Annotated in this window: 17 protein-coding genes and 7 tRNA genes; 3 read left to right on the plus strand and 21 right to left on the minus strand. The window is 60.9% G+C overall.

Annotated elements, in window-relative coordinates; genetic code table 11:
* Positions 1-6 precede the first annotated feature (6 nt).
* The 19 genes from ACYQ8E_RS06500 to ACYQ8E_RS06590 form a co-directional block, all read right to left on the minus strand.
* Complete coding sequence (locus ACYQ8E_RS06500; RefSeq protein WP_066727732.1) at positions 7-921, minus strand: type IV pilus biogenesis protein PilM; 915 nt, start codon at positions 919-921, stop codon at positions 7-9.
* Positions 918-2,651 (minus strand): GspE/PulE family protein, encoded by a 1,734-nt coding sequence (locus ACYQ8E_RS06505; RefSeq protein WP_066727733.1) that lies wholly within the window; start codon positions 2,649-2,651, stop codon positions 918-920. The genes ACYQ8E_RS06500 and ACYQ8E_RS06505 overlap by 4 nt, the downstream gene beginning before the upstream one ends.
* A 16-nt stretch (positions 2,652-2,667) precedes the next feature.
* Complete coding sequence (locus ACYQ8E_RS06510) at positions 2,668-3,876, minus strand: type II secretion system F family protein (protein WP_066727734.1); 1,209 nt, start codon at positions 3,874-3,876, stop codon at positions 2,668-2,670.
* Positions 3,877-3,987: 111 nt separating this feature from the next.
* Positions 3,988-5,109, minus strand: a complete 1,122-nt coding sequence (locus tag ACYQ8E_RS06515; RefSeq protein WP_082820329.1) for a cytochrome c3 family protein — start codon at positions 5,107-5,109, stop codon at positions 3,988-3,990.
* Between the two features lie 2 nt (positions 5,110-5,111).
* A complete protein-coding gene (locus tag ACYQ8E_RS06520) occupies positions 5,112-5,915 on the minus strand; it encodes a hypothetical protein (RefSeq protein ID WP_066727736.1) in 804 nt (267 codons plus the stop codon).
* Positions 5,916-6,014: 99 nt separating this feature from the next.
* Positions 6,015-6,806 carry a 6-bladed beta-propeller gene (locus ACYQ8E_RS06525; protein ID WP_066727737.1) on the minus strand — a complete coding sequence of 264 codons (792 nt, stop codon included), beginning with the start codon at positions 6,804-6,806 and terminating at the stop codon, positions 6,015-6,017.
* Between the two features lie 259 nt (positions 6,807-7,065).
* Positions 7,066-8,088, minus strand: coding sequence for a peptidylprolyl isomerase (locus tag ACYQ8E_RS06530; protein WP_157471883.1), 1,023 nt, complete (start codon positions 8,086-8,088; stop codon positions 7,066-7,068).
* A 162-nt stretch (positions 8,089-8,250) separates the two neighbouring features.
* Positions 8,251-8,327: transfer RNA gene (locus ACYQ8E_RS06535), tRNA-Asp, on the minus strand.
* 34 nt (positions 8,328-8,361) lie between these two features.
* A tRNA-Val gene (locus ACYQ8E_RS06540) sits at positions 8,362-8,437 on the minus strand.
* Between the two features lie 27 nt (positions 8,438-8,464).
* Positions 8,465-8,541, minus strand: a tRNA-Asp gene (locus ACYQ8E_RS06545).
* A gap of 121 nt (positions 8,542-8,662) precedes the next feature.
* A complete protein-coding gene (locus ACYQ8E_RS06550) occupies positions 8,663-8,935 on the minus strand; it encodes an HU family DNA-binding protein (protein WP_066727739.1) in 273 nt (90 codons plus the stop codon).
* A gap of 102 nt (positions 8,936-9,037) precedes the next feature.
* Positions 9,038-11,455: an endopeptidase La gene (gene lon, locus ACYQ8E_RS06555; RefSeq protein ID WP_066727740.1), complete on the minus strand. Its 2,418-nt coding sequence runs from the start codon at positions 11,453-11,455 to the stop codon at positions 9,038-9,040.
* A 39-nt stretch (positions 11,456-11,494) separates the two neighbouring features.
* On the minus strand, positions 11,495-12,745 hold the full coding sequence (gene clpX / locus ACYQ8E_RS06560) for an ATP-dependent Clp protease ATP-binding subunit ClpX (protein ID WP_066727741.1): 1,251 nt from the start codon (positions 12,743-12,745) through the stop codon (positions 11,495-11,497).
* 23 nt (positions 12,746-12,768) lie between these two features.
* Entirely contained in the window at positions 12,769-13,353 is a 585-nt protein-coding gene (gene clpP, locus ACYQ8E_RS06565; protein ID WP_066727742.1) for an ATP-dependent Clp endopeptidase proteolytic subunit ClpP, read from the minus strand.
* 5 nt (positions 13,354-13,358) lie between these two features.
* Positions 13,359-14,681 (minus strand): trigger factor, encoded by a 1,323-nt coding sequence (gene tig / locus ACYQ8E_RS06570; RefSeq protein WP_066727743.1) that lies wholly within the window; start codon positions 14,679-14,681, stop codon positions 13,359-13,361.
* Between the two features lie 109 nt (positions 14,682-14,790).
* Positions 14,791-14,873: transfer RNA gene (locus ACYQ8E_RS06575), tRNA-Leu, on the minus strand.
* A 173-nt stretch (positions 14,874-15,046) separates the two neighbouring features.
* Positions 15,047-15,122, minus strand: a tRNA-His gene (locus ACYQ8E_RS06580).
* 78 nt (positions 15,123-15,200) lie between these two features.
* Positions 15,201-15,277, minus strand: a tRNA-Arg gene (locus ACYQ8E_RS06585).
* Positions 15,278-15,281: 4 nt separating this feature from the next.
* Positions 15,282-15,358: transfer RNA gene (locus tag ACYQ8E_RS06590), tRNA-Pro, on the minus strand.
* A gap of 224 nt (positions 15,359-15,582) precedes the next feature.
* On the opposite strand from ACYQ8E_RS06590, the gene ACYQ8E_RS06595 reads away from it, so the two are divergent.
* The 3 genes from ACYQ8E_RS06595 (at position 15,583) to ACYQ8E_RS06605 (ending at position 19,447) form a co-directional block, all read left to right on the plus strand.
* Complete coding sequence (locus ACYQ8E_RS06595) at positions 15,583-18,540, plus strand: insulinase family protein (protein ID WP_066727744.1); 2,958 nt, start codon at positions 15,583-15,585, stop codon at positions 18,538-18,540.
* Positions 18,541-18,566: 26 nt separating this feature from the next.
* Positions 18,567-18,983: a DUF1499 domain-containing protein gene (locus ACYQ8E_RS06600; protein WP_066727745.1), complete on the plus strand. Its 417-nt coding sequence runs from the start codon at positions 18,567-18,569 to the stop codon at positions 18,981-18,983.
* A 167-nt stretch (positions 18,984-19,150) separates the two neighbouring features.
* Positions 19,151-19,447, plus strand: coding sequence for an MTH1187 family thiamine-binding protein (locus ACYQ8E_RS06605; RefSeq protein ID WP_066727746.1), 297 nt, complete (start codon positions 19,151-19,153; stop codon positions 19,445-19,447).
* Positions 19,448-19,460: 13 nt separating this feature from the next.
* On the opposite strand, the gene ACYQ8E_RS06610 is transcribed toward ACYQ8E_RS06605, so the two are convergent.
* Complete coding sequence (locus ACYQ8E_RS06610) at positions 19,461-19,886, minus strand: SseB family protein (RefSeq protein WP_066727747.1); 426 nt, start codon at positions 19,884-19,886, stop codon at positions 19,461-19,463.
* Positions 19,887-19,993: 107 nt separating this feature from the next.
* The gene (gene hrpB / locus ACYQ8E_RS06615; protein ID WP_066727748.1) at positions 19,994-22,456 is read right to left on the minus strand and encodes an ATP-dependent helicase HrpB; all 2,463 of its coding nucleotides are present in this window, start codon (positions 22,454-22,456) and stop codon (positions 19,994-19,996) included.
* Positions 22,457-22,470 lie beyond the last annotated feature (14 nt).

A 22,470-nucleotide genomic window follows, 5' to 3' on the forward strand; every position in this document is an offset into this window, starting at 1 on the left:
CTTACCTCAAAGAAGTCGTTCCGCAACGCCGATAGCCGCGGCCAATCCGCGCGCCCGCCAGGGTGGGAGGTCGAGAGCACCGGTGGCCAGTTGTTGGAGATTGACATCCAGCAGGGTTGATTCGCGACCGAAGGCCGAATCAACCGCAGCGGAAACGTCACCGGTTTCCGGCCAGTCGCAATGGAGGAAAACCGGGGCGCGGCCGCTGCCAGGGATTTTCTCGCTTTGCCCGGCGAGGGAACGGGCCAGTTCCTGGAACACCCGGGTCGGGCTGCTCTCCACATCCCGGGCCCGGTAGAAAGCCAGGGCACGGTCCTGGTAAACCTGGAGCGAGAGCGTCTGCCGGTCGACCCCGACCAGAATGAAATCATTCCCCATTTCAAGTCGCGGCCGATAGAAATTGTAAACGTTGAGAGGATGAAAATCGATCAGTTGCGCCCCGTAGCCGGCCGCGGCGAGGGTCTCCTCGTAATCGAGCAGGACATCCTGGGCGACCAGACCGACCAACAGCCGGGTGCGCCCGTTCTGCCCCGGCCCGATCGACTGATAATCGAGATGAACCTCCTTGGCTTCCCCGGGGAGCTGGTTTTTCAGTTGCCAGCGAAGAATCTCCACCCCCTCTTCGCGCGAACGGAAGGTCTCCCCTACCTCGGTCAGCAAGAGTCGGCCGGCCCCCTCCGGCAGGGAGACTGCAACCCGTTCTTCCGTGCCGGCAAGGGGGTGCAACACCTCCTGCAGCGCCTTGACAAAGAGCCTCCGGTCCGGGATATTGGCGCCCCGCAGGGCCGGCCGGAGCAGGCCATCACGCAACGGCAGCAGGCGGCCGTTGGTCAATCGCCCGGAGCGGCCATGGCGGTGCAGGGCGACCGCGCGCAACTCACCGCTGCGGATATCGAGGCCGAGATAGGTGCGGCGGATCATAGACTCTCCGTCGGTTCGACAAAGGTCACCCGGTTGATTTCACGCAGGGTGGTGATGCCGGAAAAGACCTTTTCCAGAGCCGCATCCCGCAGAAAAACTGTGCCGCAGGCTTTGGCCGCCCGCTTTAATTCGGTCACCGGAGCCCGGGTGATAATCAATTCGCGAATCTCGTCGGTCAATTCCAGCAGTTCGACGATGGCGCTGCGTCCCATGTAGCCGGTGCCGTGGCATTCGGAGCAACCTGCCCCCTCGAAAAACACCTGGTCGGCCATCGCCTCGATCTTGAGACCCGAATCGAGCAAAAGCTGCGGATCGGCCGGAACCTGCTGCCGGCAATGGGGACAGATTTTGCGCACCAGGCGCTGGGCCGCCACGCAGTTGAGACAGGAGACGAAATTGTAGGCGTCAATCCCCATATGGAGGAAACGGCCAAGCACATCAAAGACGTTATTGGCGTGAACCGTGGTAAAGACCAGATGCCCGGTCAGGGCCGACTGCACAGCGATCTGGGCGGTCTCGGGGTCGCGGATCTCGCCGACCATGATCTTGTCCGGGTCATGGCGCAGAATCGAGCGTAACCCGCGGGCGAAGGTCAAACCCTTCTTTTCATTGACCGGAATCTGCACCACCCCCTTGACCTGGTATTCAACCGGGTCCTCGATGGTGATGATCTTCTCTTCCTCGTTGTTGATTTCGAGGAGGGCGGCGTAAAGACTGGTAGTTTTGCCGCTGCCGGTCGGACCGGTGACCAGCACCATGCCGTAGGGTTCACGGATCTTGCGCCGGAACCGTACCAGTTCCCGCTCGGTAAAGCCGAGGGCCTCCAGGGTCAGCCCTTTGAGGTCGGCCGCGATCGACTCCTTGTCGAGGATACGGATAACCGCATCTTCACCAAAGATACTCGGCATGATCGAAACCCGAAAGTCGATCGACTTGCCGCCGATCCGGACCTTGAAGCGGCCATCCTGGGGGATGCGCCGTTCCGAGATGTCGAGTTCGCTCATGACCTTGATACGGGAGATGATCGGGCTCTGGAAGCGGCCATCGAGGGGCTCGGTGGCGCGGTAAAGGACGCCGTCGACGCGGTACTTGATGATGACTCCTTCCTGGCTCGATTCGATATGGATGTCACTCGCCCGCTTGACCAGGGCGTCATAGAGGGTGGAATCGATCAGGCGGATTATCGGGCTGGTGTCGGCGGTCAGTTTCTCGATGGAGAGGACCTCTTCGCCCTTGTCGGTCTCCTTCACCAGCTGCAGCTTGAAGTCCTCGGAGACTTCGCGCAAGACCCGCTTGGAGCCGGCCTCTCCCTTTTCGAGGAAGCGGTCGATGCGGTCCCTGGCCGTCACCATCAGGGTCAGGGGCTGGCCGAGCTGGGCTTCGAGTTCATCGAGGGAAAGCACATCCGTGGGGTCCGCGACCGCGACCACCAGCCGGCCGGCTTCCCGCCGCACCGGTATGAAATGGAAGCGCAGCGCCAACCCGGGCGCAAGTTCGCCCAGCAGTTCGGGGTCCGGGATAAAGGTCCCGAGATCGAGAAACTCCAGGCCAAACTGCTGGGCCAGCGATTGCGCGAGCAAGTCCTCGCTGAAGAACCCCTCGGCGACGCCGGTTTCGCCGAAACGCTTGCCGTGCAGCTCCTGCTGGGCACGGATCAGGTCGACCTCCGCCGGCGTAATGGCGCCCGCCTCGACCAGAATTTCACCGAGTTTTCTGCGCTGGAAATTCATTCCTGCTCCGAAATTATCAACGGACGGTACCGGCCATCTGGAAGATCGGCAAATACATGGCGACGACGACGCCGCCCACCAAAAGACCCATGCCGAGCATCATCAGCGGCTCGATCATGGTTGTCAACCGATCGAGCCGTTTCTCGACTTCGCCCTCATAAAAATCGGCTACATCGGTGAGCATTTCGGCCAGGGCGCCGCTCGTCTCGCCAATCCCGACCATACGCAGGGCGATCAAGGGGAAGATGCGGCTCGGCTCAAGAGCGGCCGAGAGCGACGTCCCCTCCTCGACCCGACGGACGACCAGGCCGAGGCTCCGTTCAAGAACCCGGTTGTTGAGCGTGCCGCCGGACATGCGCAGGGCCGGCACCATCGGAATCCCGCTCGAAAGGGTCGTGCCGAGGGTGCGGCAGAAACTGGAGAGGGCATAATCGGCAAAGAGCCCGCCGAAAAAAGGGAGGACCAGCCGTGCGCGGTCGACCAGCAGCCCCCCTCTTTCGGTGCGCAGGAACCCGCGCAGGAGGAGGGCGACGGCGGCGAGCAGGGGAAGGGTTACCGGCAACGAGCGGACCGCCCCCTTGGAAAACCCGATCAGGAGACGGGTCGCCAGGGGGAGTTCCACATTGGCATCGGCGTAAATCTGGGTAAAGCTGGGGATGACGTAGAAGATCAGGAACGAGAGTACCGCCACCACCGCGATCGTTACCAGCAGCGGATAGAATGATGCGCTGCGGATCTTCCCCTTGAGCACCTCGATCCGCTTCTGATAGGCAATGAATCGCCCCAGGGTCAGCACCAGATCGCCAGTCTTTTCCCCCGCTTTGAAAGACGCAATGTAAAGAGGGGGAAAGATTTTCGGAAATTTTCCGAAAGACTCGGAGAGGGAACTGCCCCCCTTGATATCCTCCCGCACCTCCCGGAACAGGTCGAGCATGAGCCCGGGCTCCATCCGCTCGATGAGGACATCGAGGACCTGAAGAATGGGCAAGCCCGACCGCAACAGGACCAGGAGTTCCTGGTTGAGGGCCAAAAAACGCCGGCTGTTGAGACGGCGTCTGAAAAGCTGGGCCGGTATCAGGGAACGAAAGAGCCGCTTCCGGATCCGGAAGACAAAGAAACCCTGCGTCTCGAGGTTCTCCCGGAGCAGCTCCTGGTTGCTGGCCTCGAACTCTTTCTCGAGGACCCGGCCGTCGACGGTGCCGAGCTTACAGAGGTAGGTTGGCATAGGGTCGAAAAGATATCACAAATCCACCGGGAATTGAATAGAAACCTTGCAAAACGGCCGGTCGGAATAGTATCCGACCGGCCGTTAAAAAAATTCAAAACAGCCTTTGCGTCAATAACTTTTCGGGTTGTGTTCGACGCCATGGCAGTTCAACAGACAGCTGCCGTGCCTGCTGGCCACCCCCTGGGCATTAAACTCGAGCTTGTTGTCGGCATTGGGCTGCACGAAGTCTTTGTTAAAAGAAATCAGAAATTGATATCGGTTGCTACCATGGGCGTCATGGCAGGAAAAACAGGTCGTCCCAAGTTTCCCAGTTGCCACGTTACCCTTAATATGAAGCGCATGATAAGGGAAACTTTCATTACCGAGGATACTCGTCCGGCTGTGGCACTTGTAGCACAGGGCGTAGGCGAACTCGCTCTCGGGCCGTTCGTCTTCCATCTCATAATTGTTAACGAGCAGACCCCTGTAATTCGACCCATGCGGTCCCTTGGGACCGGCCGAGTCGTCATTCCCATGACAATCCCGGCACGAGATGACAGAAATGTCACCAGGCTTCTCCTGACGCGTTGCGTAGGGAGTTTTGAGGCTGATCACATACGCATTTCGCCCCTCCCCTTCGATCGGATGGAAGGAGGTGTTCGTAACGGAAAATTCTGCGTGTTTGTTGGAAGAATCGGACGGCAGGTTGGCACTCTCGGCGTGACACTTGTAACAAAGTTCGTACTCTTCGGTAAGTTCGACTGTGAAATTACCGACCCGCTTTCCGGAAAGCCCCCGGAAGGGGGTGTCACGATCCAGCTGGTGCGGCTCGTGACAATCCACACATTCGGCGTGCCGCGCCGCATTCACCAACTCCTCGGGAAGCGCCTCGTTGGCCTGATGCACCCCACTGGTCGCCAAAACCGGATGGTTGTATGGTTTACGCAATTCCGCACCGATATCCCGCAAGGCCCCGGCCCCCTCCGACTTCAGGTAGCCCCGGCGGCTCATCTCCTGACGTCCCTGGCTGTCGCCGTGGCAAACGAGGCAGGCCTGCTCCTCTCCGGAAATGCTCATGGACATCCCCCGGTGGCAGGCACGACAGGATTTTGGCAGCAGGGTCTTGTCGCCGTGTACACCCTGCAGCATGCTGGCCCCGGGAGCGGCAAACGCAGCCCAGGGCGCGACTATAAGCAGCAGGGCAAAAAGCGCAAATTTAGGCATCAGATTCCGTCGACGAAAATTGGTCATGGTCAGAAGGTGTTATGCCCCGCCCCGACCCCACCTCCGGCGGGAAGACCTCCGGAAGAGAACGCCGGTCCGTGGCAGGCATTACAGGTCGTGTCATAATCGCTAACAGCACTGGCATCGTTGGTGTAATGGGCCCACATGGGGAGGTCGTAACTGGCGTTTCGCGTGTCGTTGTGGGGATCATGGCAGGTGGTGCACTGCATTCGCTTTTCCTTATCCAGGTACTCTATTGGGGGCTCGATATAGTTACCTTTGCCGACGACAGCGCTCAGGGTACCTTGCACGGTCCCGTCGTAGACAAAGGAAATCGGGTGGGAGGTCGTCAAGTCGATCGTCCCCTGAGCGGACATGGTCAAGTTGGCAATTGTGCCCCGACTGATGACTTCGCCGACCGCAGAAACCCCGTCATGGCAGGAAAGGCAAAGTCGCGACGCCCCGTTCGGGTACTCGATGGTGGGATCGGTATTGGTATACTTGGCCGCGGGAATTTCGTCGATGGAAATTGCCGCCAGATTGCCGTAGAGGGGAAATCCGCCACTCGGCCTCGTGGGGTCGTTGCGGTTCCAGAGTGGACCCTTGGTGGAAGCACCATGCGGCGTATGGCAAAAGACGCAAACCTGTTGCACGTTCTCATTCGACGTCGCATGGATGGCACTTTGGCTGTTGCTGGAAAGGTTGTGCGGATGGTCGTTGACCCCGCCGGTCCCTGCACTCAGCTTCTGTGCGGCGTCAGCAGTGCCAAGGACCAGGAGCCCCCCCCCCAGGCAACCCAGACCGTACAGCAAAATTTTTTTTAGGTAGACCATATCTCGTCTCACGGGCAGAACTGGATGTGGATAGCAATCACCCCGACCTGGCTAGGTAATGCAAGAAAAACACCATCGCTACAGCGGCACCACTCGATTTCAGGGGCTGACCAGGTACTGAAAGATCTGTACCCGGAAGTTACAGGCATCCACAGCATATAGCCGATCGTGGTTGTCCATGAAAAGCCCGGCAGGCAGACAAAACTGCCCGGCGCCTCGTCCCGGCTGACCGAAATACAGCAGCAAATTCCCTTCCGAATCGAAAACCTGGATATTATCGAATGCCGCATCAGTCACGTAAATATTGCCTGTCGAATCAAGGGCAATTCCACGAGGTCTGGCAAAAGTCCCGGGTCCGTCGCCTAGCTGGCCGATGTACCCCAGAAAATTTCCTTGGGAATCCTGAACTTCAACGCGAAAATTCAAACTATCAACAACAAAAATCCGACCGTCCTTGGCCACCACCACCGCGGTAGGGTGATTAAACCCTCCCCCTTGGCCGGAACCGCGGATGGTTTTCTGATAGGCCAGGTTGCGGTCAAAAACCTCGACGGTCCCTTCCAGGACATCTACGACATAGAGCTGCCCGGCGGAATCGACCGCCAGACCGCCGGGGCGGGAAAAGGGTTTGTTGGGCTGGACAAAGCCCTGCCATTTCCCCGAATAGTCGAAAATTGAAACGCTTCGTGCTATTGAATCGGCGACGAAAATCCTCCCCTGGCCAGAATCGACGGCGATTCCCACCGGCGAGGTCAGAGGCCGGTTGGCAGCACTAAGCCACTGCTCGTGCGTTCCCCGTGTCAGGTCGAAGCGATGGATAGCGGGGGTCCCGGAATCGGTGACCCAGATGCGTCCTTCGCCATCGGCGACAACCCCGTAGGCATTGGCCAACGGCCTCGGGGTCCGATCCTTTCCTGCCAACCACTCGAAAAACCTGTTCCCTTTGCTGCCATCCCCTTCGCCAATGTTCTCCTCATTAACCGTCCGCAGGAATCGGATTCGCGGTGGCGAGGGAGCTTGGGGCCATGCGAGGTTTATCTCAGGGTTGCTCCACCTCGCTCCGGATGACAATCCGGAGGAACAACCACCCAGGCACAACAGACCGCCTAGAGCCAACCAACTCCAAGAGCGCAGCAAGGTACAACACCCCCTAATAATATTTAACTGGATACTTTTCTTTCAGGGCGTCCATCCAATCCTTGGTTAATTGTTCCCGTTGCTGTTTTTCCAGGTCGCTTTTGATCTTGTCATGCATCTCTTCATACGATAGTTGCTTTGGCTCTTTGACTTCGAACAATTTAATTATGTGATACCCATACATGGTTTTTATGGGTCCAGATATTTCACCGGGTTTCATCGACTTTAACGCTGCGTCAAATTCAGGGACAGTCTGTCCCTCATGAAAAGTACCAAGATCGCCGCCGACGTAACGGGTCCGGTCATCGGAATTGTAATATGCCAGGTTATAAAAATCATCTCCAGCCTTGGCTTTTTCAAGAAGATCCTCGGCCTTTTCTAGCAGAACGGTACGCTCTTCCTGGTTGGATGAGGGGTCGACTTTAATCAGGATGTGGCTTGCGTGATATTGTCTGGGGCGCTTGAAGCGTGCCTTGTTCGTTTCGTAATACTCCTTGATTTTTGTTTCCGGTACCTTGACCTTACTGCCAACGGCAGCCTCTTCGGCCTTTTCAGCAAGAAGGTCCCGGTAAATGTCGGCGCGCAGGAATCCGGCTCCCTCCGCGCCAATTGCATCCCTAAAATCAGCTTCCGATTTAAATCGGTCCCGGATTTTCTGAAAACGCCTGTCAACCTCACCATTATCGACAACCAGTTCCTCACTGAGGGCGTACAGAACTTTCAACGCGCGTTGAACCAAACCATCCAAGGCTTTCTTTTTGATTTCCTGAATCTTCTCCGGTGAAACACCGCCATGAAAGCTGACATTTAAGGGGAGAACTTTCTGGATTGCCTGATTCATCTCCTGATTGGAGATCGTCAGGCTTCCGACCTGGGCAACACCTTCGGCCTCGGCAGCAAACACCGATACATTAAAAATTCCGGCACATAAAAAGACCAGAGCAACCAGGCCGCGAAAAGCATAAAGCATTTTATAATCTCCTTTAATCTCAGGTGGGTCGAATTCCCCGAAGCTTGCTTCGATGAAAGCGATCAATCTAAACTTTTGATACCCCGTAGCTTGCTGCGGGGAGATTCATTGGATTGGTCAGGAACCGTTATCATAGGGAACCGACTCAGGCAAAGTCAAGTCATAGACCCAAAGTACAAAGAGGAGGCGAACCATTGCGAGTTCGCCTCCTCTTTGCATTCAATAAAATGGCGGGGCTGACGGGACTCGAACCCGCGACCTCCGGCGTGACAGGCCGGCGTTGTAACCGACTCTACTACAGCCCCATATCTGTTTGACTCTGTTGCTACCGCTGAGGACTGGTGGGCGAAACAGGGATCGAACCTGTGACCCTCGGCTTGTAAGGCCGATGCTCTCCCAGCTGAGCTATTCGCCCCGGCAGCCAGTAAACAAGGAAAGGAAATGGCGGGGCTGACGGGACTCGAACCCGCGACCTCCGGCGTGACAGGCCGGCGTTGTAACCGACTCTACTACAGCCCCATTTCTTAGACAGAAAATAGGAAACAAAAATAGTCGTTAAGTGGGAGCGAAGCCGGCTATTTCCGTTTCCTATTTCCCTGATTTTTTAGCCGCTGGTGGCAGGACAGCGGGGTGAAGCAATTTAGTTGACCGAATCCTTGAGAGCCTTGCCAGCCTTGAATTTGGGGGTCTTGGCGGCAGGGATGTTGATCTTGGCGCCAGTCTGGGGATTTTTGCCCGTACGGGCCGCACGAGCGCTAACACTGAAGGTACCGAATCCAACCAGGGCGACTTTCTCGCCGGCCTTGAGAGCATCGGTCACCGCATCGGCAAATGCTTTAAGTGCCTTCTCGGCATCGGTTTTGCTCAGACCTGCTTTTTCTGCCATCGCATTAACAAGATCCGCTTTCGTCACAACATACCTCCACGTATTAGGGATTATTAAAGCCCTGCTGAAATCGCGATACTTATATCAGAGTTGGAAAAAGAGTGTCAAGAGAATATTTCCGCCGCAACCCTAATGGTGGAGCGGTTCTTCGGCCTCCGGGCGGTAGTCTTCAGCCGGTGGGAGCGAGCTCAGGGGGAGGTCGACCAGCAGGGCCCTCTCCAGGACCTCGTCCATGTGTCCAACCGGGGTCACAGTCAGTGCCTTGAGTATCTGCGCCGGCACCTCTTCCAGGTTCTTTTCGTTCTCCTTGGGGATTAAAACCTTGGAAATCCCTGCCCGCCTGGCCGCCAGAAGCTTCTCCTTGAGGCCACCAATCGGCAGAACCCGGCCGCGCAGGGTGATTTCTCCAGTCATCGCCAGGTCGCGGTCGACACTACGGCCGGTAAGGGCTGAGGCCAGGGCCGTTGCCATGGTGATCCCGGCCGACGGCCCGTCCTTGGGGATGGCCCCCTCGGGGACATGAATGTGGATATCGAGCTTCTGGTAAAAATCCTTCTCCAGGCCCAGCTCGGTCCAGCGCGAACGAACGTAACTGAGGGCCGCCTGGGCTGATTCACGCATCACCTCACCGAGCTTGCCGGTGATGGTCAGCTTGCCCTGGCCGGGGAGGATAGCCGTCTCGATCGTCAGCAACTCACCGCCGACTTCGGTCCAGGCCAGCCCGGTGGCCATGCCGACCCGACTCTCCTCATCACGAACACCGTAACTGTACCGGGGGACGCCGAGATATTTCTTGACCTGGGCGGCAGCGACATTGAAGCGGCGCTGCTTCTCTTCTGATTTGACCAGCTCCCGTGCAATCTTGCGGCAGATGTTGGCCAGTTCCCGTTCCAGGTTGCGCACGCCGGCCTCGCGGGTGTATCGGCGGATAATCTCGTAGAGAGCGGTTTCGGAAAACTGAACCTGGTCAAGGGCCAGGCCATGGGCCGCGAGCTGCTTGGGCACCAGATAGCGCCGGGAAATATTCAGCTTTTCTTCCTCGGTATACCCCTCGATGCGGATCACTTCCATCCGGTCCCGCAACGGCCCGGGAATAGAGAAGAGATTGTTCGCCGTGGCGATAAAAAGGACGCTAGACAGGTCGTATTCGACATCGAGAAAATGATCGCCGAAGCTGTTGTTCTGTTCCGGATCGAGGACCTCCAGCAGGGCAGAGGACGGATCACCGCGGAAATCGGTGCTCATCTTGTCGATTTCATCGAGCAAAAAGACCGGGTTTTTTACCCCGACCTTGCGCAGGCTCTGGATGATTTTGCCCGGCATGGCGCCGATGTAGGTCCGGCGATGGCCGCGGATTTCGGCCTCATCGCGGACGCCACCGAGAGAGATGCGGACAAATTTCCGGCCGAGAGAACGGGCGACGGAGCGTCCCAGCGAGGTCTTGCCGACCCCGGGAGGTCCGACCAGGCAGAGGATCGGCCCCTTGATCTTCTTGACCAGGGCCTGGACCGCAAGGTACTCGATGATCCGCTCCTTGACCCGCTCCAGCCCGTAATGATCCTCCTCCAACACCTGTTCGGCAAAGGCGAGATCGAGCCGGTCGCGGCTTGCCTTGCGCCAGGGGAGGGAGATCATCCAGTCGAGGTAGTTGCGCACGACGGTCGCCTCGGCGGACATCGGCGACATCATTTTCAGTTTCCGCAGTTCGCTGTTCGATTTCTCCGTGGCTTCACGGGACATCCGTTTTTTACTGATCTTCTCTTCGAGTTCGCGCAGCTCCTGCTTGAACTCGTCCTTGTCCCCGAGTTCCTTCTGGATCGCCCGCATCTGCTCGTTGAGGTAGTACTCCTTCTGGCTGCGCTCCATCTGGCTCTTGACGCGGTTGCGAATCTTCTTCTCGATCTGCAGAATTTCGACTTCCCGCTCGAGCATGGCGAGGAGCTGTTCCAGACGCTCCTGGGGATTGATCAGTTCCAGCAGCTCCTGCTTTTCGGTGATCCGCACACTGACCTGGGCAATGACCGTATCGGCCAACCGCCCCGGCTCGGTGATACCGGCGATCGAAGCCACCATCTCCGGGGGAACTTTTTTACTCAGGTTGATGTAACTCTCAAAGGTGTCGCGGACGCTGCGCAGCAACGCCTCGATCTCCGGGGAATCGACCGGGAGATCGGCCAGACGCTCCGCCGAGACGAAGGTACACCCCTCCCCGTTGACAACTTCGAGGATTTTGGCCCGTTCCTTCCCTTCGATCAGAACCTTGACAGTGCCATCGGGGAGTTTGAGGAGCTGGATGATCTGACCGACACAGCCGGAATGGTAGATGTCGTCGAACTCCGGGTCATCGGTGCGGGGGTCGAGCTGGGTCGCCAGAAAGATTTCCCGGCCACGCTCCATCGCCCATTCCAGCGCCTGGATGGAGCGCGCCCGACCGACGAAGAGGGGAGTAACCATGTGGGGGAAGATGACGATGTCACGCAGCGGCAGCAGGGGTAACAGCCCGCTGTCGAGCATCTCTTCGGCGATAGGTTCGGTCTTATCGGTCATGAGTGGAATGACCTTTCTCGACGCCGGCGTTCAAACAGTTCACGCCGACTCGGCGCATTCGTAGAGGACGATCGGCCGGGCATTGCCAATGATGGTTTCCTCACTGATCACGACCTCTTTGACCCGGTCCTGGGACGGAATATCATACATGACCTCCAGCATGGCATTCTCGAGGATCGAGCGGAGGCCACGAGCGCCGGTCTTGCGCTTGAGCGCTTCCCTGGCAATGGCAACCAGGGCGCCGTCGGTGAAGCGAAGATGGACCTTTTCCATCTCGAAGAGCTTCTGGTATTGCTTGACGAGAGCGTTCCTGGGCTCCTTGAGAATCTGGATCAACGATTCCTCATCCAGTTCGTTAAGGGTGGCAACCACTGGCAGCCGGCCGATAAATTCGGGGATCAGGCCGTATTTCAGCAGGTCCGAGGGTTCGACCTGGGCGAGGATTTCTCCCAGGTTCTGTTCACTCTTGCGCCGGATATCGGCGCCAAAACCCATCCCTTTGGCACCGATACGCTGGGAAATAATGGTGTCGAGGCCGGAAAAGGCACCACCGCAGATAAAGAGGATATTGGTGGTATCGACCTTGAGAAATTCCTGCTGGGGGTGCTTGCGCCCCCCCTTGGGAGGAACGCTCGCCATGGTCCCTTCGATGATTTTGAGCAGCGCCTGCTGCACCCCTTCGCCGGAGACATCCCGGGTGATCGACGGGGAATCGGACTTGCGGGCGACCTTGTCGACCTCGTCGATATAGATGATCCCCTTCTGCGCTTTCTCGAGGTCGTAGTCGGCCGCCTGCAGCAGATTGAGAATGATATTCTCGACATCTTCACCGACATAACCCGCCTCGGTCAGGTTGGTGGCGTCGGCGATGGCAAAAGGAACGTCGAGGAGTCGGGCCAGGGTCTGGGCAAGGAGGGTCTTGCCGCTGCCGGTCGGTCCCAGGAGCAGGATGTTGCTCTTCTGCACCTCTACATCACCGGTACGGCCGGTATTCTCCACCCGCTTGTAATGATTGTAGACCGCGACCGCCAGGACCTTCTTGGCGCGCTCCTGGCCGATGACATACTCGTCCAGAACTTCCTTGATTTCGATCGGTTTGGGCAGGCTGCCAGTCCCGCTGCCGCCAGACTCCTCGAGCTTGGCTTCCTCGGCGATGATGTCCTTGCACAGCTCGATACACTCATCGCAGATGTAGACCGCCGGGCCGGCAATCAGCTTCTTGACCTCGTCCTGGGCCTTGCCACAGAAGGAACAGATCAGCTGTCCGGAATGCTCGTTGTTCGGGCTCAATACTGCCTCCGTTCAGGGGTGATTCAGATTTTGCTCTTCACGATGTCGTCGACGATACCATATTTCTTCGCCGCCTCGCTACCCATGAAGAAATCCCGCTCGGTGTCAGCCGCGATCCGCTCCAGCTTCTGTCCAGTGTGTTTTGCCAGAATCCCGTTCAGGGTATCGCGCATGCGCAGAATCTCCTGGGCGTGGATATTGATGTCGGTCGCCTGTCCCTGGAAACCGCCGAGGGGCTGGTGAATCATGATCCGTGCATTGGGCAGAGCGAAGCGCTTCCCCTCCGACCCGGCCGCCAGCAGGACCGCCCCCATGCTCGCCGCCTGCCCGACACAGATGGTCGATACGGGAGCCTTCAGATACTGCATTGTATCATAAATGGCCATACCAGCCGTCACCACCCCACCGGGGGAGTTGATATATAGGTGAATATCCTTTTCCGGATCCTCGGACTCGAGAAAGAGGAGCTGGGCAATGACCAGGTTGGCCATATGATCCTCAATCGCTCCGCCGAGAAAGATGATCCGGTCCTTGAGCAGTCGTGAATAGATATCGTAGGCGCGCTCGCCCCGTCCGGTCTGCTCAACCACCATCGGTACCAGGGTCATCAGCTTCACTCCTTGTCGTCGGTCGATTTGGCCGCCAGGTCTGCTTTGGCAACTTCGCTGATCTGTGCCCCGGCCAGCAGGAACTCGATCACCTTCTCTTCACCCATCTGCAGCAGCAGGCCGCGGCGGGCGTCTTCGTTGCCGTAATGGCGCTTGACGGCATCGATTGGCGCGTTGGACATGGCGGCAATCTGCTCGAGTTTGCCGTCGATCTCGCTCTCCTCGACCTGCAATCCCTCCTGGCGGCCGATCGCCTCCAGGATCAGGGTCCCCTGCACCTGCTTGACCGCCGTGTCGCGGTACATGGCGCGGAAAGACTCTTCGTTCATGCCAAGCATCTCCAGGCTCATCCCCTGGGACTGCATGCGGGAACGGATGTTGGCGAGCATGTAATCGAGCTGGCCGGAGACCATGGTCTCGGGGGCCTCGACCGGGTTCGCCGCGATCAGGGCTTCCATCAGGCGTTCACGCAGGTCACCGTCGATCCGGTTCCGCTCCTGGGTGAGGTAGTTCTCTTCGAGACGCGCGCGCAGCTCGGCGACGGAATCGAGTCCGAACCCCTTGGCAAACTCGTCATCGAGAGCGGGCAGTTCCTTCTCCTTGATCTCGTGCAGACGCACCTTGAAGGTGACCTCCTGGCCGGCGAGTTCCTCGTTGCCGTAGTCGGCGGGGAAGGTGACCTGAATCTCCTTCTCCTCCTCCCGTTTCATCCCTTCGAGCTGCTCTTCGAAGCCGGGGATGAAGCTCCCCGAACCGAGCTCGAGCTGGTGCCCTTCCGCCTTCCCCCCTTCAAAGGCCTCCCCCTTGAGGAAACCTTCGAAATCGATGACGACAAAATCGCCCTTGCGCGCCTTCTTGCGAGTGGAAACCACCATCTCGGCCCGGGAGGCCCGCATCTCCTCGATGCGCTTGTCGGTCACCTCGGGATCGGCCTCGAACCGCTCCTTTTCGAGCTTGAGCCCGGTGTAGTCCTTGGCGGTGAATTCCGGCTTGACCTCGACATGGGCCTCGTAGGTAAAAGGCTGCCCTTTTGCGATCACACCACTGTCGACGATTTCCGGATCGGCGATGGCCAGAATCTTGTGCTCGAACAGGGCCTTGAAGTAGGAATCATTGATCAGCCGGCTGAGTACCTGCTCTTCCATCTGCGGCGCAAACTGCCGTTCGAGGATAGCCCGCGGAACCTTGCCGGGGCGAAATCCGGGAAGCTTGGCCGACTTGCCAATCTTGCTGTAGGCCTTGTCGATCTCTGCCGCCACATGGTCGGCAGGGAGCTCGAAGGAAAGTTTCTTCCGGACGCTGCTGATCTCTTCTATCTTGACGTTCATCTGATTTTCCTCACCTTGGATTGAAGCTGTGAAAAAGGGCAAAGGGGCCTGATGGCCAACCGGTCGGATGCGTGGGCGCGGCCAGGATCCTTGCCGCGATTATTGAGGTTGGTGCGAGAGGGGGGAGTCGAACCCCCACGGTTGCCCGCTGGATCCTAAGTCCAGTGCGTCTGCCAGTTCCGCCACTCTCGCACGGAATTTTCCAACGACGCGGTCAGGCCAACCGGCACTCGGGAAGGTTTCCCGGCGGGTGCGCCTGTCTGCCGATGGGAAAATAGAGAAGCCCGCCCTTTTTTGCCGACTTACCTGTGGCCCGGAAAGCCACAAATCTCAGGCACGGAAAAGGCGGGCCAGTCCAATCTAAATGGGGTGAGTGAAGGGGATCGAACCCTCGACAACTGGAGCCACAATCCAGTGCTCTACCAACTGAGCTACACCCACCACAAAACGGAGCCAATACTAGCCAAGCAACTGGCCATTTGTCAACGGGAATCTTGGGTTTTCCCGACACGGCTGAAATGGCGCGCCAGGAAGGATTCGAACCCTCGGCCAACGGCTTAGAAGGCCGCTGCTCTTTCCAACTGAGCTACTGGCGCGGAATGGTCGGGGCGACTGGATTCGAACCAGCGGCCCCCTGCTCCCAAGGCAGGTGCGCTACCAGGCTGCGCTACGCCCCGACAAGAGGGAGATTACTAACACACCCCCGTACTTTCTGCAACCCCAAAATCGGCCTTCATGGCCTGCCGACTCTCCGCCCGGCTCCACAATCGACCTGCAACCCTTCAATCAGCCAGCGACCTGGGCATCATGTCGCCCGTGAGGGTGCGACTTTGGCCGTGACATTCCCTTCCGGTCGGTTAAACTTACGACCTGACAAATTAACCTTGGGAGTTGCCTGCCAATGACTGAAACCACCCCCGCGCCCGGTCCCTTCGGCTACGGATTCGAAACTGTTCGACAGATCGAACTGCCGGAACTCAATGCCACCTTCATCCAGCTGCGCCACCCGGCGAGCGGCGCCCGCTATGTCCACCTCGCCACTGCCGATCCCAACAACCTCTTTGCCGTCACCTTCCGCACTCCACCCGCCGATTCGACCGGCGTCGCCCACATCTTGGAGCACACCGTCCTTTGCGGGTCAGAGCGCTTTCCGGTGCGCGATCCTTTCTTCACCATGCTCAAGCGCAGCCTCAATACCTTCATGAACGCCATGACCGCCAGCGACTGGACCTCCTACCCCTTTGCCAGCCAGAATCGCAAGGACTTCTACAACCTGATGGAGGTCTACCTCGACGCCGCCTTCTTCCCCCTGCTGCGGGAGCGCGACTTCCGCCAGGAGGGGCACCGGCTCGAATTTCTCGACCCGACCGACCCGGCCTCCCCCCTGACCTACAAGGGAGTGGTCTACAACGAGATGAAGGGGGCGATGGCGTCCCCTTCATCGCTCCTGTCGCGACGGCTAAGTCGCGCCCTTTACCCGACCACCTGCTACCGGCACAATTCAGGCGGCGAGCCGGAAGAGATCCCCGCGCTGACCTGGGAAGGACTGCGCGCCTTTCATCGCGACTACTACCAGCCCGGCAATGCCTGGTTCTTCAGCTACGGCAACCTGCCGCTGCAGGAGCACCTGCGGGTCGTCGAGGCGAGAGTGCTGCGCCATACCCTGCCGCGCCAGGTCGACAGTGCAGTCCCGCCCGAGACCGGGCTCACCGCGCCGCGCCGGGTGGAGGAGTTCTATCCCCTCGATGCCGCCGAGGCGCTGACGGCCAAGACCATGATCCAGGTCGGCTGGCTGGCCGGAGATGTCAATGACAGCTTCGAGCGCCTCGCCCTGGGCCTGCTCGCGACCCTCCTCCTCGGCAACCCGGCGGCACCGCTCTACAAGGCGCTGCTCGACTCGGGTCTCGGCGGCAACCTCGCTCCCGGGGGGGGCTTCCACGACGAAAACCGCACCACCTATTTCGCCGCCGGCCTGCAGGCGAGCGAACCGGAGCACAGCGCCAGGGTCGAGGCCCTGATCTTCGAAACCCTGGAACAGGTCGCAGAGACCGGCTTCTCGGCAGAGCGCATCGAAGCGGCCATTCATCGCCTCGAATTCGGTCATCGCGAGGTCTCCGGCGACCACTACCCCTACCCCCTCGCCCTGCTGATGCGGATGCTCGGTCCCTGGCTCCATGCCGACGACCCCCTCTCACCGCTGCAGCTCGATGCCAATCTCGCCCGGCTGCGCCAGGAGCTGGCCGCCGGCCCCTTCTTCCAGCAGCTGATTCGCCGCCGGCTTCTCGACAACCCGCAACGGGTCACCCTGACCCTGCGCCCCGACCACCAGCTGCAGCAGCGCCAGGAAGCAGAAACCAGCGCCCGGCTGCAGACGGTCGGCGCCACCCTCACTCCCGCCGAGCGGGAGGCGATCAAGCGCGCCGCCGAGGAACTGCAGCAGGCCCAGGAAGCGGCCGAGGATCTCTCCTGCCTGCCCGGCCTCGGTCGCCAGGATATCCCGCCGTCCGAAGCTGCGGTGCCGGTAACGCAGCAGAGCCTTGCACAAGGTGCGGTCCACCTCTTCCCGCAGCCGACCAACGGCATCGGTTATCTCCACGCCCACATGCCGGTCGCCCTGGTCCCGCCCCGGCTGCTGCCGCTCATCCCCTTCTACTGCACCCTCCTCACCCAGGTCGGCGCCGCTGGCAGGAGTTACCTCGAAATGGCGGAACGGATCGAGGCCGCCACCGGCGGAATCAGTATCAGCACCGACCTCCTCGAAGACCCGGCCGACCACCGCCAGCTGCAGGCCATTCTGAGCCTGCGCGGCAAAGCCCTGGAGCGCAACGCCGGCCCGCTCTTCGCCATTCTCAGCGATCTCAGCCGGGCTCCCGATTTTTCCGACCTCGCGCGGCTGCGCACCGTCTTCAACCAGCTGCGTACCAACCTCGACAATTCAATTACCGGCTCCGGCCACAGCTACGCGGCCCGTGCCGCCGCAGCCCGCCTGACCCCCGGCGGCGCCCTGCGCGAAGGCTGGGCCGGCCTCACCCAGGTTCGGCAGGCAAGGCGCCTCGCCGCCCTGGAACCGGCCGCGCTGCAGGAGGTGGCGACAAACCTGCAGGAACTGGCCGGCATCCTCTTTGGCCGCGCCACCCTCACCTGCGGCTTGACCGGCGAGGAGGAGCAGCTGCCGACCTTCTCCCGGCAGCTTGCCGGCTACCTTGAATCTCTGCCGGCCGGCACCGATAACCGGCACCCGCTGCCAACCTTCGAGGGTGGCCGCGGAAGTTTCGGCTGGGCCACCTCGGTTCCGGTGAATTACGTCACCCGGGTCTTCCCCGGAGTCTCCTTCACGGCACCCGACACGGCCGCCCTGCTGGTCCTCGCCAAGCTACTGCGGACCGGCTACCTGCATCGCGAAATCCGCGAAAAGGGGGGCGCCTACGGCGGCATGGCAAGCTACGATGCGGAAGGGGGGCTGCTCTCTCTTCTCTCCTACCGCGATCCGCAGCTCGCCCGCACCCTGCGCGTCTTCGACGAGGCGGCGAACTGGGCGGCCGGCGGCCACTTCGACACCCAGGGAATCGACGAAGCGGTCCTCGCCGTCTTCGGCGACCTTGACCGCCCCCTCGCCCCCGGCAGCCGCGGCGCCCGCGAGTTCGCCAATCTCCGCCAGGGGATGACCCTGGAATTGCGCCAGCAGTTGCGGCAGCGGATCCTCGCCGTTGATCGCCAGCAGCTGATGGCGGCGGCGGAGAAATACCTGATCGCCGGACGCAGCGCAAGTGTGGTTTCGGTGATCGGCGGCGAAGAGGCGCTGCTCGCTGCGAACCGGGAGCTGGCCGCAGAAGAGCAGTTGGAGGTGGAGCGGATATAAACAAAAAGGCGGGAAGGTGGGTATTGATGCTGGCTGGACTGCTGCTGACCGCCTGCGCCGGGGAGATCCCACCGGGGCTTGGTCTCCAGAACGGGCGGCTCGCCGCCTGTCCCAAAAGCCCTAACTGCTTCGCCAGTCAGGAAGGTGATGCGGACCACCGGATCGCGCCGCTCAGCTACAGCGGCAGCCGTGCGGCGGCGCTGGAACGACTGGCGCAGGTAGTCGCCGCGCAGCCCCGCACCCGCATCGTCGCCCGCAGCGACGATTACCTGCATGCCGAGGCCCGTTCGCTGATCTTCCGTTTCGTCGACGACCTCGAGTTCTATCTCCCCGCCGACGAAAACCGGATCGAAATGCGCAGCGCCGCCCGCAGCGGCTGGTCCGACTTCGGCGTCAACCGCCGGCGGCTGGAGCAGATTCGCGACGCCTTTTCAGCCGATTAATTCGTTTCAACCGGGCAAAAACCCTGAATAGGTTGTCCTTGACTGAAATCCGTGTTCATCCGTGCAATCCGTGTCCACATGACCTTGACTTCACTACCCTTTGGACATGGATCAAATCGGATTACCCGGATCAGGCCAATCGAAAAAGAAGTTGAGTTGGAGGTAGCATGAACGTGATCATCGATCTCTGCATCGTCCCCCTCGGAGTCGGCGTTTCGGTCTCCCCCTACATCGCCGCCTGTGAAAAAGTGATCCAGGAAGCCGGACTGAAACACAACCTGCATGCCTACGGGACCAACATCGAGGGGGAATGGGACACCGTCTTCGCCGCCGTCAAGCGCTGCCACGAGACGGTTCACGCCCTGGGCGCGCCGCGCATCACCACCACCCTCAAGGTCGGCACCCGTACCGATCGCACGCAGACGATGGAGGAGAAGATCCGCAGCGTCTGCGATAAGCTGTAGGTCACGCCACTTCTTACTCGGCGCCAGCCTCTGCGCTCTTTTCCACGACCTGCTTGAGCCAGTTGATCTCTTCCGGCACAAACTGCTTGGCATGGTCGGTCCCGACATTCATCGCCAGGTGCAGCCCTTCGGTCGCCATCGCAATTGCCACGTAGCCGGGCATGGTGAGGCACTGCACCTCCTCCTCGGCCCAGGCGGTCACCCGCTCTTCTTCGTCAAACAACATCATGAAGTTGCTGCCGTCGGCTTCCATGATCAGCGGCAACGCCTTCTCCGGATCAGCCTTTGGCCCAGTTGCACTGGACACGCCGCCACTCTCCTGGTCGAAAATCGGCACAAAAAAGTTGCTCTGGAGAAAAAGGCTGTAAAAGTGATGCCGATTCTCGAGACTTTCGGGGTCGTCATGGAGGCTTTTGAGGGCCTGGTCCAGAGGTGTCATCGTGTCAAACCTTTCGGAAAAATTGGCTCGCTCGGGCGAAGGTCAATAGCGATCTCATCGTAACAGATCGGGCCTCCCGGGCCAACAGGTGGGCAGGGAGTACCCGCCTAGGTCCGCTTCTTGACCCGCCTGGTCGCCACCGTGTTCCAGGGGTCATCCGGCCAGGGATGCCGGGGGTAGCGCCCCTTCATCTCCTTCTTCACTTCGGGGTAGACGCTGTCCCAGAAAGAGCGCAGATCGCGGGTGACAGCCAGCGGCCGGCCGGCGGGAGAGAGGAGATGGATCAGGACCGGCACGGTGCCGCCGACGACCGCCGGTGTCGCAGCCAGGCCGAAAAGTTCCTGCAGCTTGCAGGCGAGGACCGGGCCCTCGGAGGCCGCGTAGTCGAGGCGGATAGCCGAACCGCTCGGCACGGACAGCCGCTCCGGGGCGAGGCGGCTCAGCTCCTGCTGGCGCTGCCAACCAAGATAGTTCTGCAGGGCGGACCAGAGGTCGACCTTGCGCAGACCGGCCAGAGTGGTGGTGCCGGCCAGGTGCGGTGCAAGCCAGGCCTCCAGAGAGGCCAGCAACCCCGCATCGGAAAGGTTGGGCCAACCGGGACGATGGGCGGCGACCAGCGCGGCGCGCGCCCGCAGTTGCAGCGCGGCCGGGTTCCAGTCGAGCAGGTCGAGGCCCCGGCGGCGGATCACCGCCAGTAGCGCCGGAACCGTATCCGCCGGCGTTGCCTTCACCGGCCGCTCCTGCAGCAGCAGCGCCCCCAACCGGCGCACCTCGCGGGCGACCACCCGCCCGGCGCGCTCATCCCAATCGACCTCCCGCTCCCAGGCCAGGTCCCGGCCGAAGAGTTCCTCGACCGTCTCCCGGCGTAACCGGTTGGCGAGATCGATTGCCCCCTCCCCGCCCGGCCTGCCGGTAACCTCCACCGCCACCAGCCACTCCCCACCCTTGAGGGCCGAGCGCGCCGAGAGTTTGCCACCGAATCCGCCGCTGAACAGGTAGCGCCCGCTGCCGGGTTCCCGTTCGCGGCCGATGCGGTCGGGGAAAGCTGCTGCCAGCAGCCGTCCGACCGCTTCGGCGTCGGGAGGAGCCTCCGCGGCACCAACCACGAGTTTTTCCCGCCAATAACGTGCCGCGCGCGCTGCCGCCTCCCCCCCGCGCCGCCGCAGCAGTTCGAGCCGGTCGAGCAGGTCACTGGCGCCGGCGTGGGCTGGCGCCTCGCGTCCGGCCAGGTCCCGTTCCCCGAGCAGGGCGGCGAGATCGGCGCCAAGGCCCGGCACGCCGGCATCCTGCGCCGCGAGGAGGAGGCGGGAGAGGCGCGGATGGGCCGGCAGTTGCGCCATTGCCTCACCGCGGGAGGTCAGGCGCCCCTGGCCGTCAAGAGCACCAAGGAGGTGCAACAGGGCATGCGCCCCGGCGAGGTGGCCGGCGGGAGGGGGGTCGAGCCAGGCGAGCTCGCTGGCGTCCTGCACTCCCCAGTGGGCGAGTTCAAGGGCGAGGGGGGCGAGATCGGCGCCACGGATCTCCGGGGGGGTGTAGGGGAGCAGCGCTCCCTGGCTCCCTTCGGTCCAGAGCCGATAGCAGACCCCGGGGCCGAGGCGCCCGGCACGACCGGCGCGCTGTTCGGCACTGGCCCGGGAGATTCGTACCATCTCCAGGCTGGTCATGCCACGGGCGGCGTCAAAACGGGGTCGCCGCTCAAAACCGGCATCGACCACCACCGCCACCCCTTCGATGGTCAGGCTGGTTTCGGCGATGTTGGTGGCAAGGACCACCTTGCGCCTGGGGCCGGGAAGGATCGCCCGTTCCTGTTCGGCAAAAGGGAGATCACCGTAGAGCGGCCGGACATCGACCTTGCCGGCCAGATCGGCTAACTGCTCGGCGCAGCGCCTGATCTCACCGCTGCCGGGGAGAAAAACGAGCAGATCGCCCCGGGTCTCGCCAAGAGCCCGGCGTATTGCCGGCGGAACATAGTCGCCGACCCGGCCGGTCGGCTCTTGGGGCAGATAGCGCACCTCGACCGGGAAGCTGCGCCCGGTGCTGCTGATGCGCGGGCAGCCGCCAAGGAGCTGGGCCACCGGGGCGGCGTCGAGGGTTGCCGACATGACGAGGAGCTTCAAGTCCGAGCGCAGCCCGAGCTGGGCATCGCGGCAGAGGGCGAGGGCAAGGTCGGAGTTGAGATTGCGCTCGTGGAATTCGTCGAAGATGACCAGCCCGACGCCGGCGAGCTCCGGATCGCTCTGCAACCGGCGGGTGAGAATCCCTTCCGTCACCACCTCGATGCGCGTTCGCCTTGACACCTTGCGTTCATAGCGAATGACGTAGCCAACGGCCTGCCCGACCTCTTCGCCCCGCAGTCGTGCCATGAAGCGGGCGGCATTGGTAGCGGCGAGCCGGCGCGGCTCAAGCATAATGATCGACTGCCCGGCAAGCCAGGGCTGGTCGAGGAGCGCCAGCGGCACCCGCGTCGTTTTGCCGGCGCCAGGGGGCGCTTCGAGGACCGCCGCCGGGTGGGTGGCAAGGGCCGTGATGAGTTCAGGGAGAACCTTGTCGATGGGGAGGGGTGCAGACATGATGCCCTATCTAG

Source organism: Desulfuromonas carbonis (genome assembly GCF_054658035.1).

Coding starts and splice junctions, on each gene's coding strand:
- ACYQ8E_RS06505 (WP_066727733.1), bottom strand. CDS start 2,651: ATGAATTTCCAGCGCAGAAAACTCGGTGAAATTCTGGTCGAGGCGGGC.
- ACYQ8E_RS06520 (WP_066727736.1), bottom strand. CDS start 5,915: ATGGTCTACCTAAAAAAAATTTTGCTGTACGGTCTGGGTTGCCTGGGG.
- tig (WP_066727743.1), bottom strand. CDS start 14,681: ATGAACGTCAAGATAGAAGAGATCAGCAGCGTCCGGAAGAAACTTTCC.
- ACYQ8E_RS06500 (WP_066727732.1), bottom strand. CDS start 921: ATGATCCGCCGCACCTATCTCGGCCTCGATATCCGCAGCGGTGAGTTG.
- ACYQ8E_RS06610 (WP_066727747.1), bottom strand. CDS start 19,886: ATGACACCTCTGGACCAGGCCCTCAAAAGCCTCCATGACGACCCCGAA.
- ACYQ8E_RS06605 (WP_066727746.1), top strand. CDS start 19,151: ATGAACGTGATCATCGATCTCTGCATCGTCCCCCTCGGAGTCGGCGTT.
- ACYQ8E_RS06510 (WP_066727734.1), bottom strand. CDS start 3,876: ATGCCAACCTACCTCTGTAAGCTCGGCACCGTCGACGGCCGGGTCCTC.
- ACYQ8E_RS06595 (WP_066727744.1), top strand. CDS start 15,583: ATGACTGAAACCACCCCCGCGCCCGGTCCCTTCGGCTACGGATTCGAA.
- hrpB (WP_066727748.1), bottom strand. CDS start 22,456: ATGTCTGCACCCCTCCCCATCGACAAGGTTCTCCCTGAACTCATCACG.
- lon (WP_066727740.1), bottom strand. CDS start 11,455: ATGACCGATAAGACCGAACCTATCGCCGAAGAGATGCTCGACAGCGGG.
- ACYQ8E_RS06515 (WP_082820329.1), bottom strand. CDS start 5,109: ATGACCAATTTTCGTCGACGGAATCTGATGCCTAAATTTGCGCTTTTT.
- clpP (WP_066727742.1), bottom strand. CDS start 13,353: ATGACCCTGGTACCGATGGTGGTTGAGCAGACCGGACGGGGCGAGCGC.
- ACYQ8E_RS06600 (WP_066727745.1), top strand. CDS start 18,567: ATGCTGGCTGGACTGCTGCTGACCGCCTGCGCCGGGGAGATCCCACCG.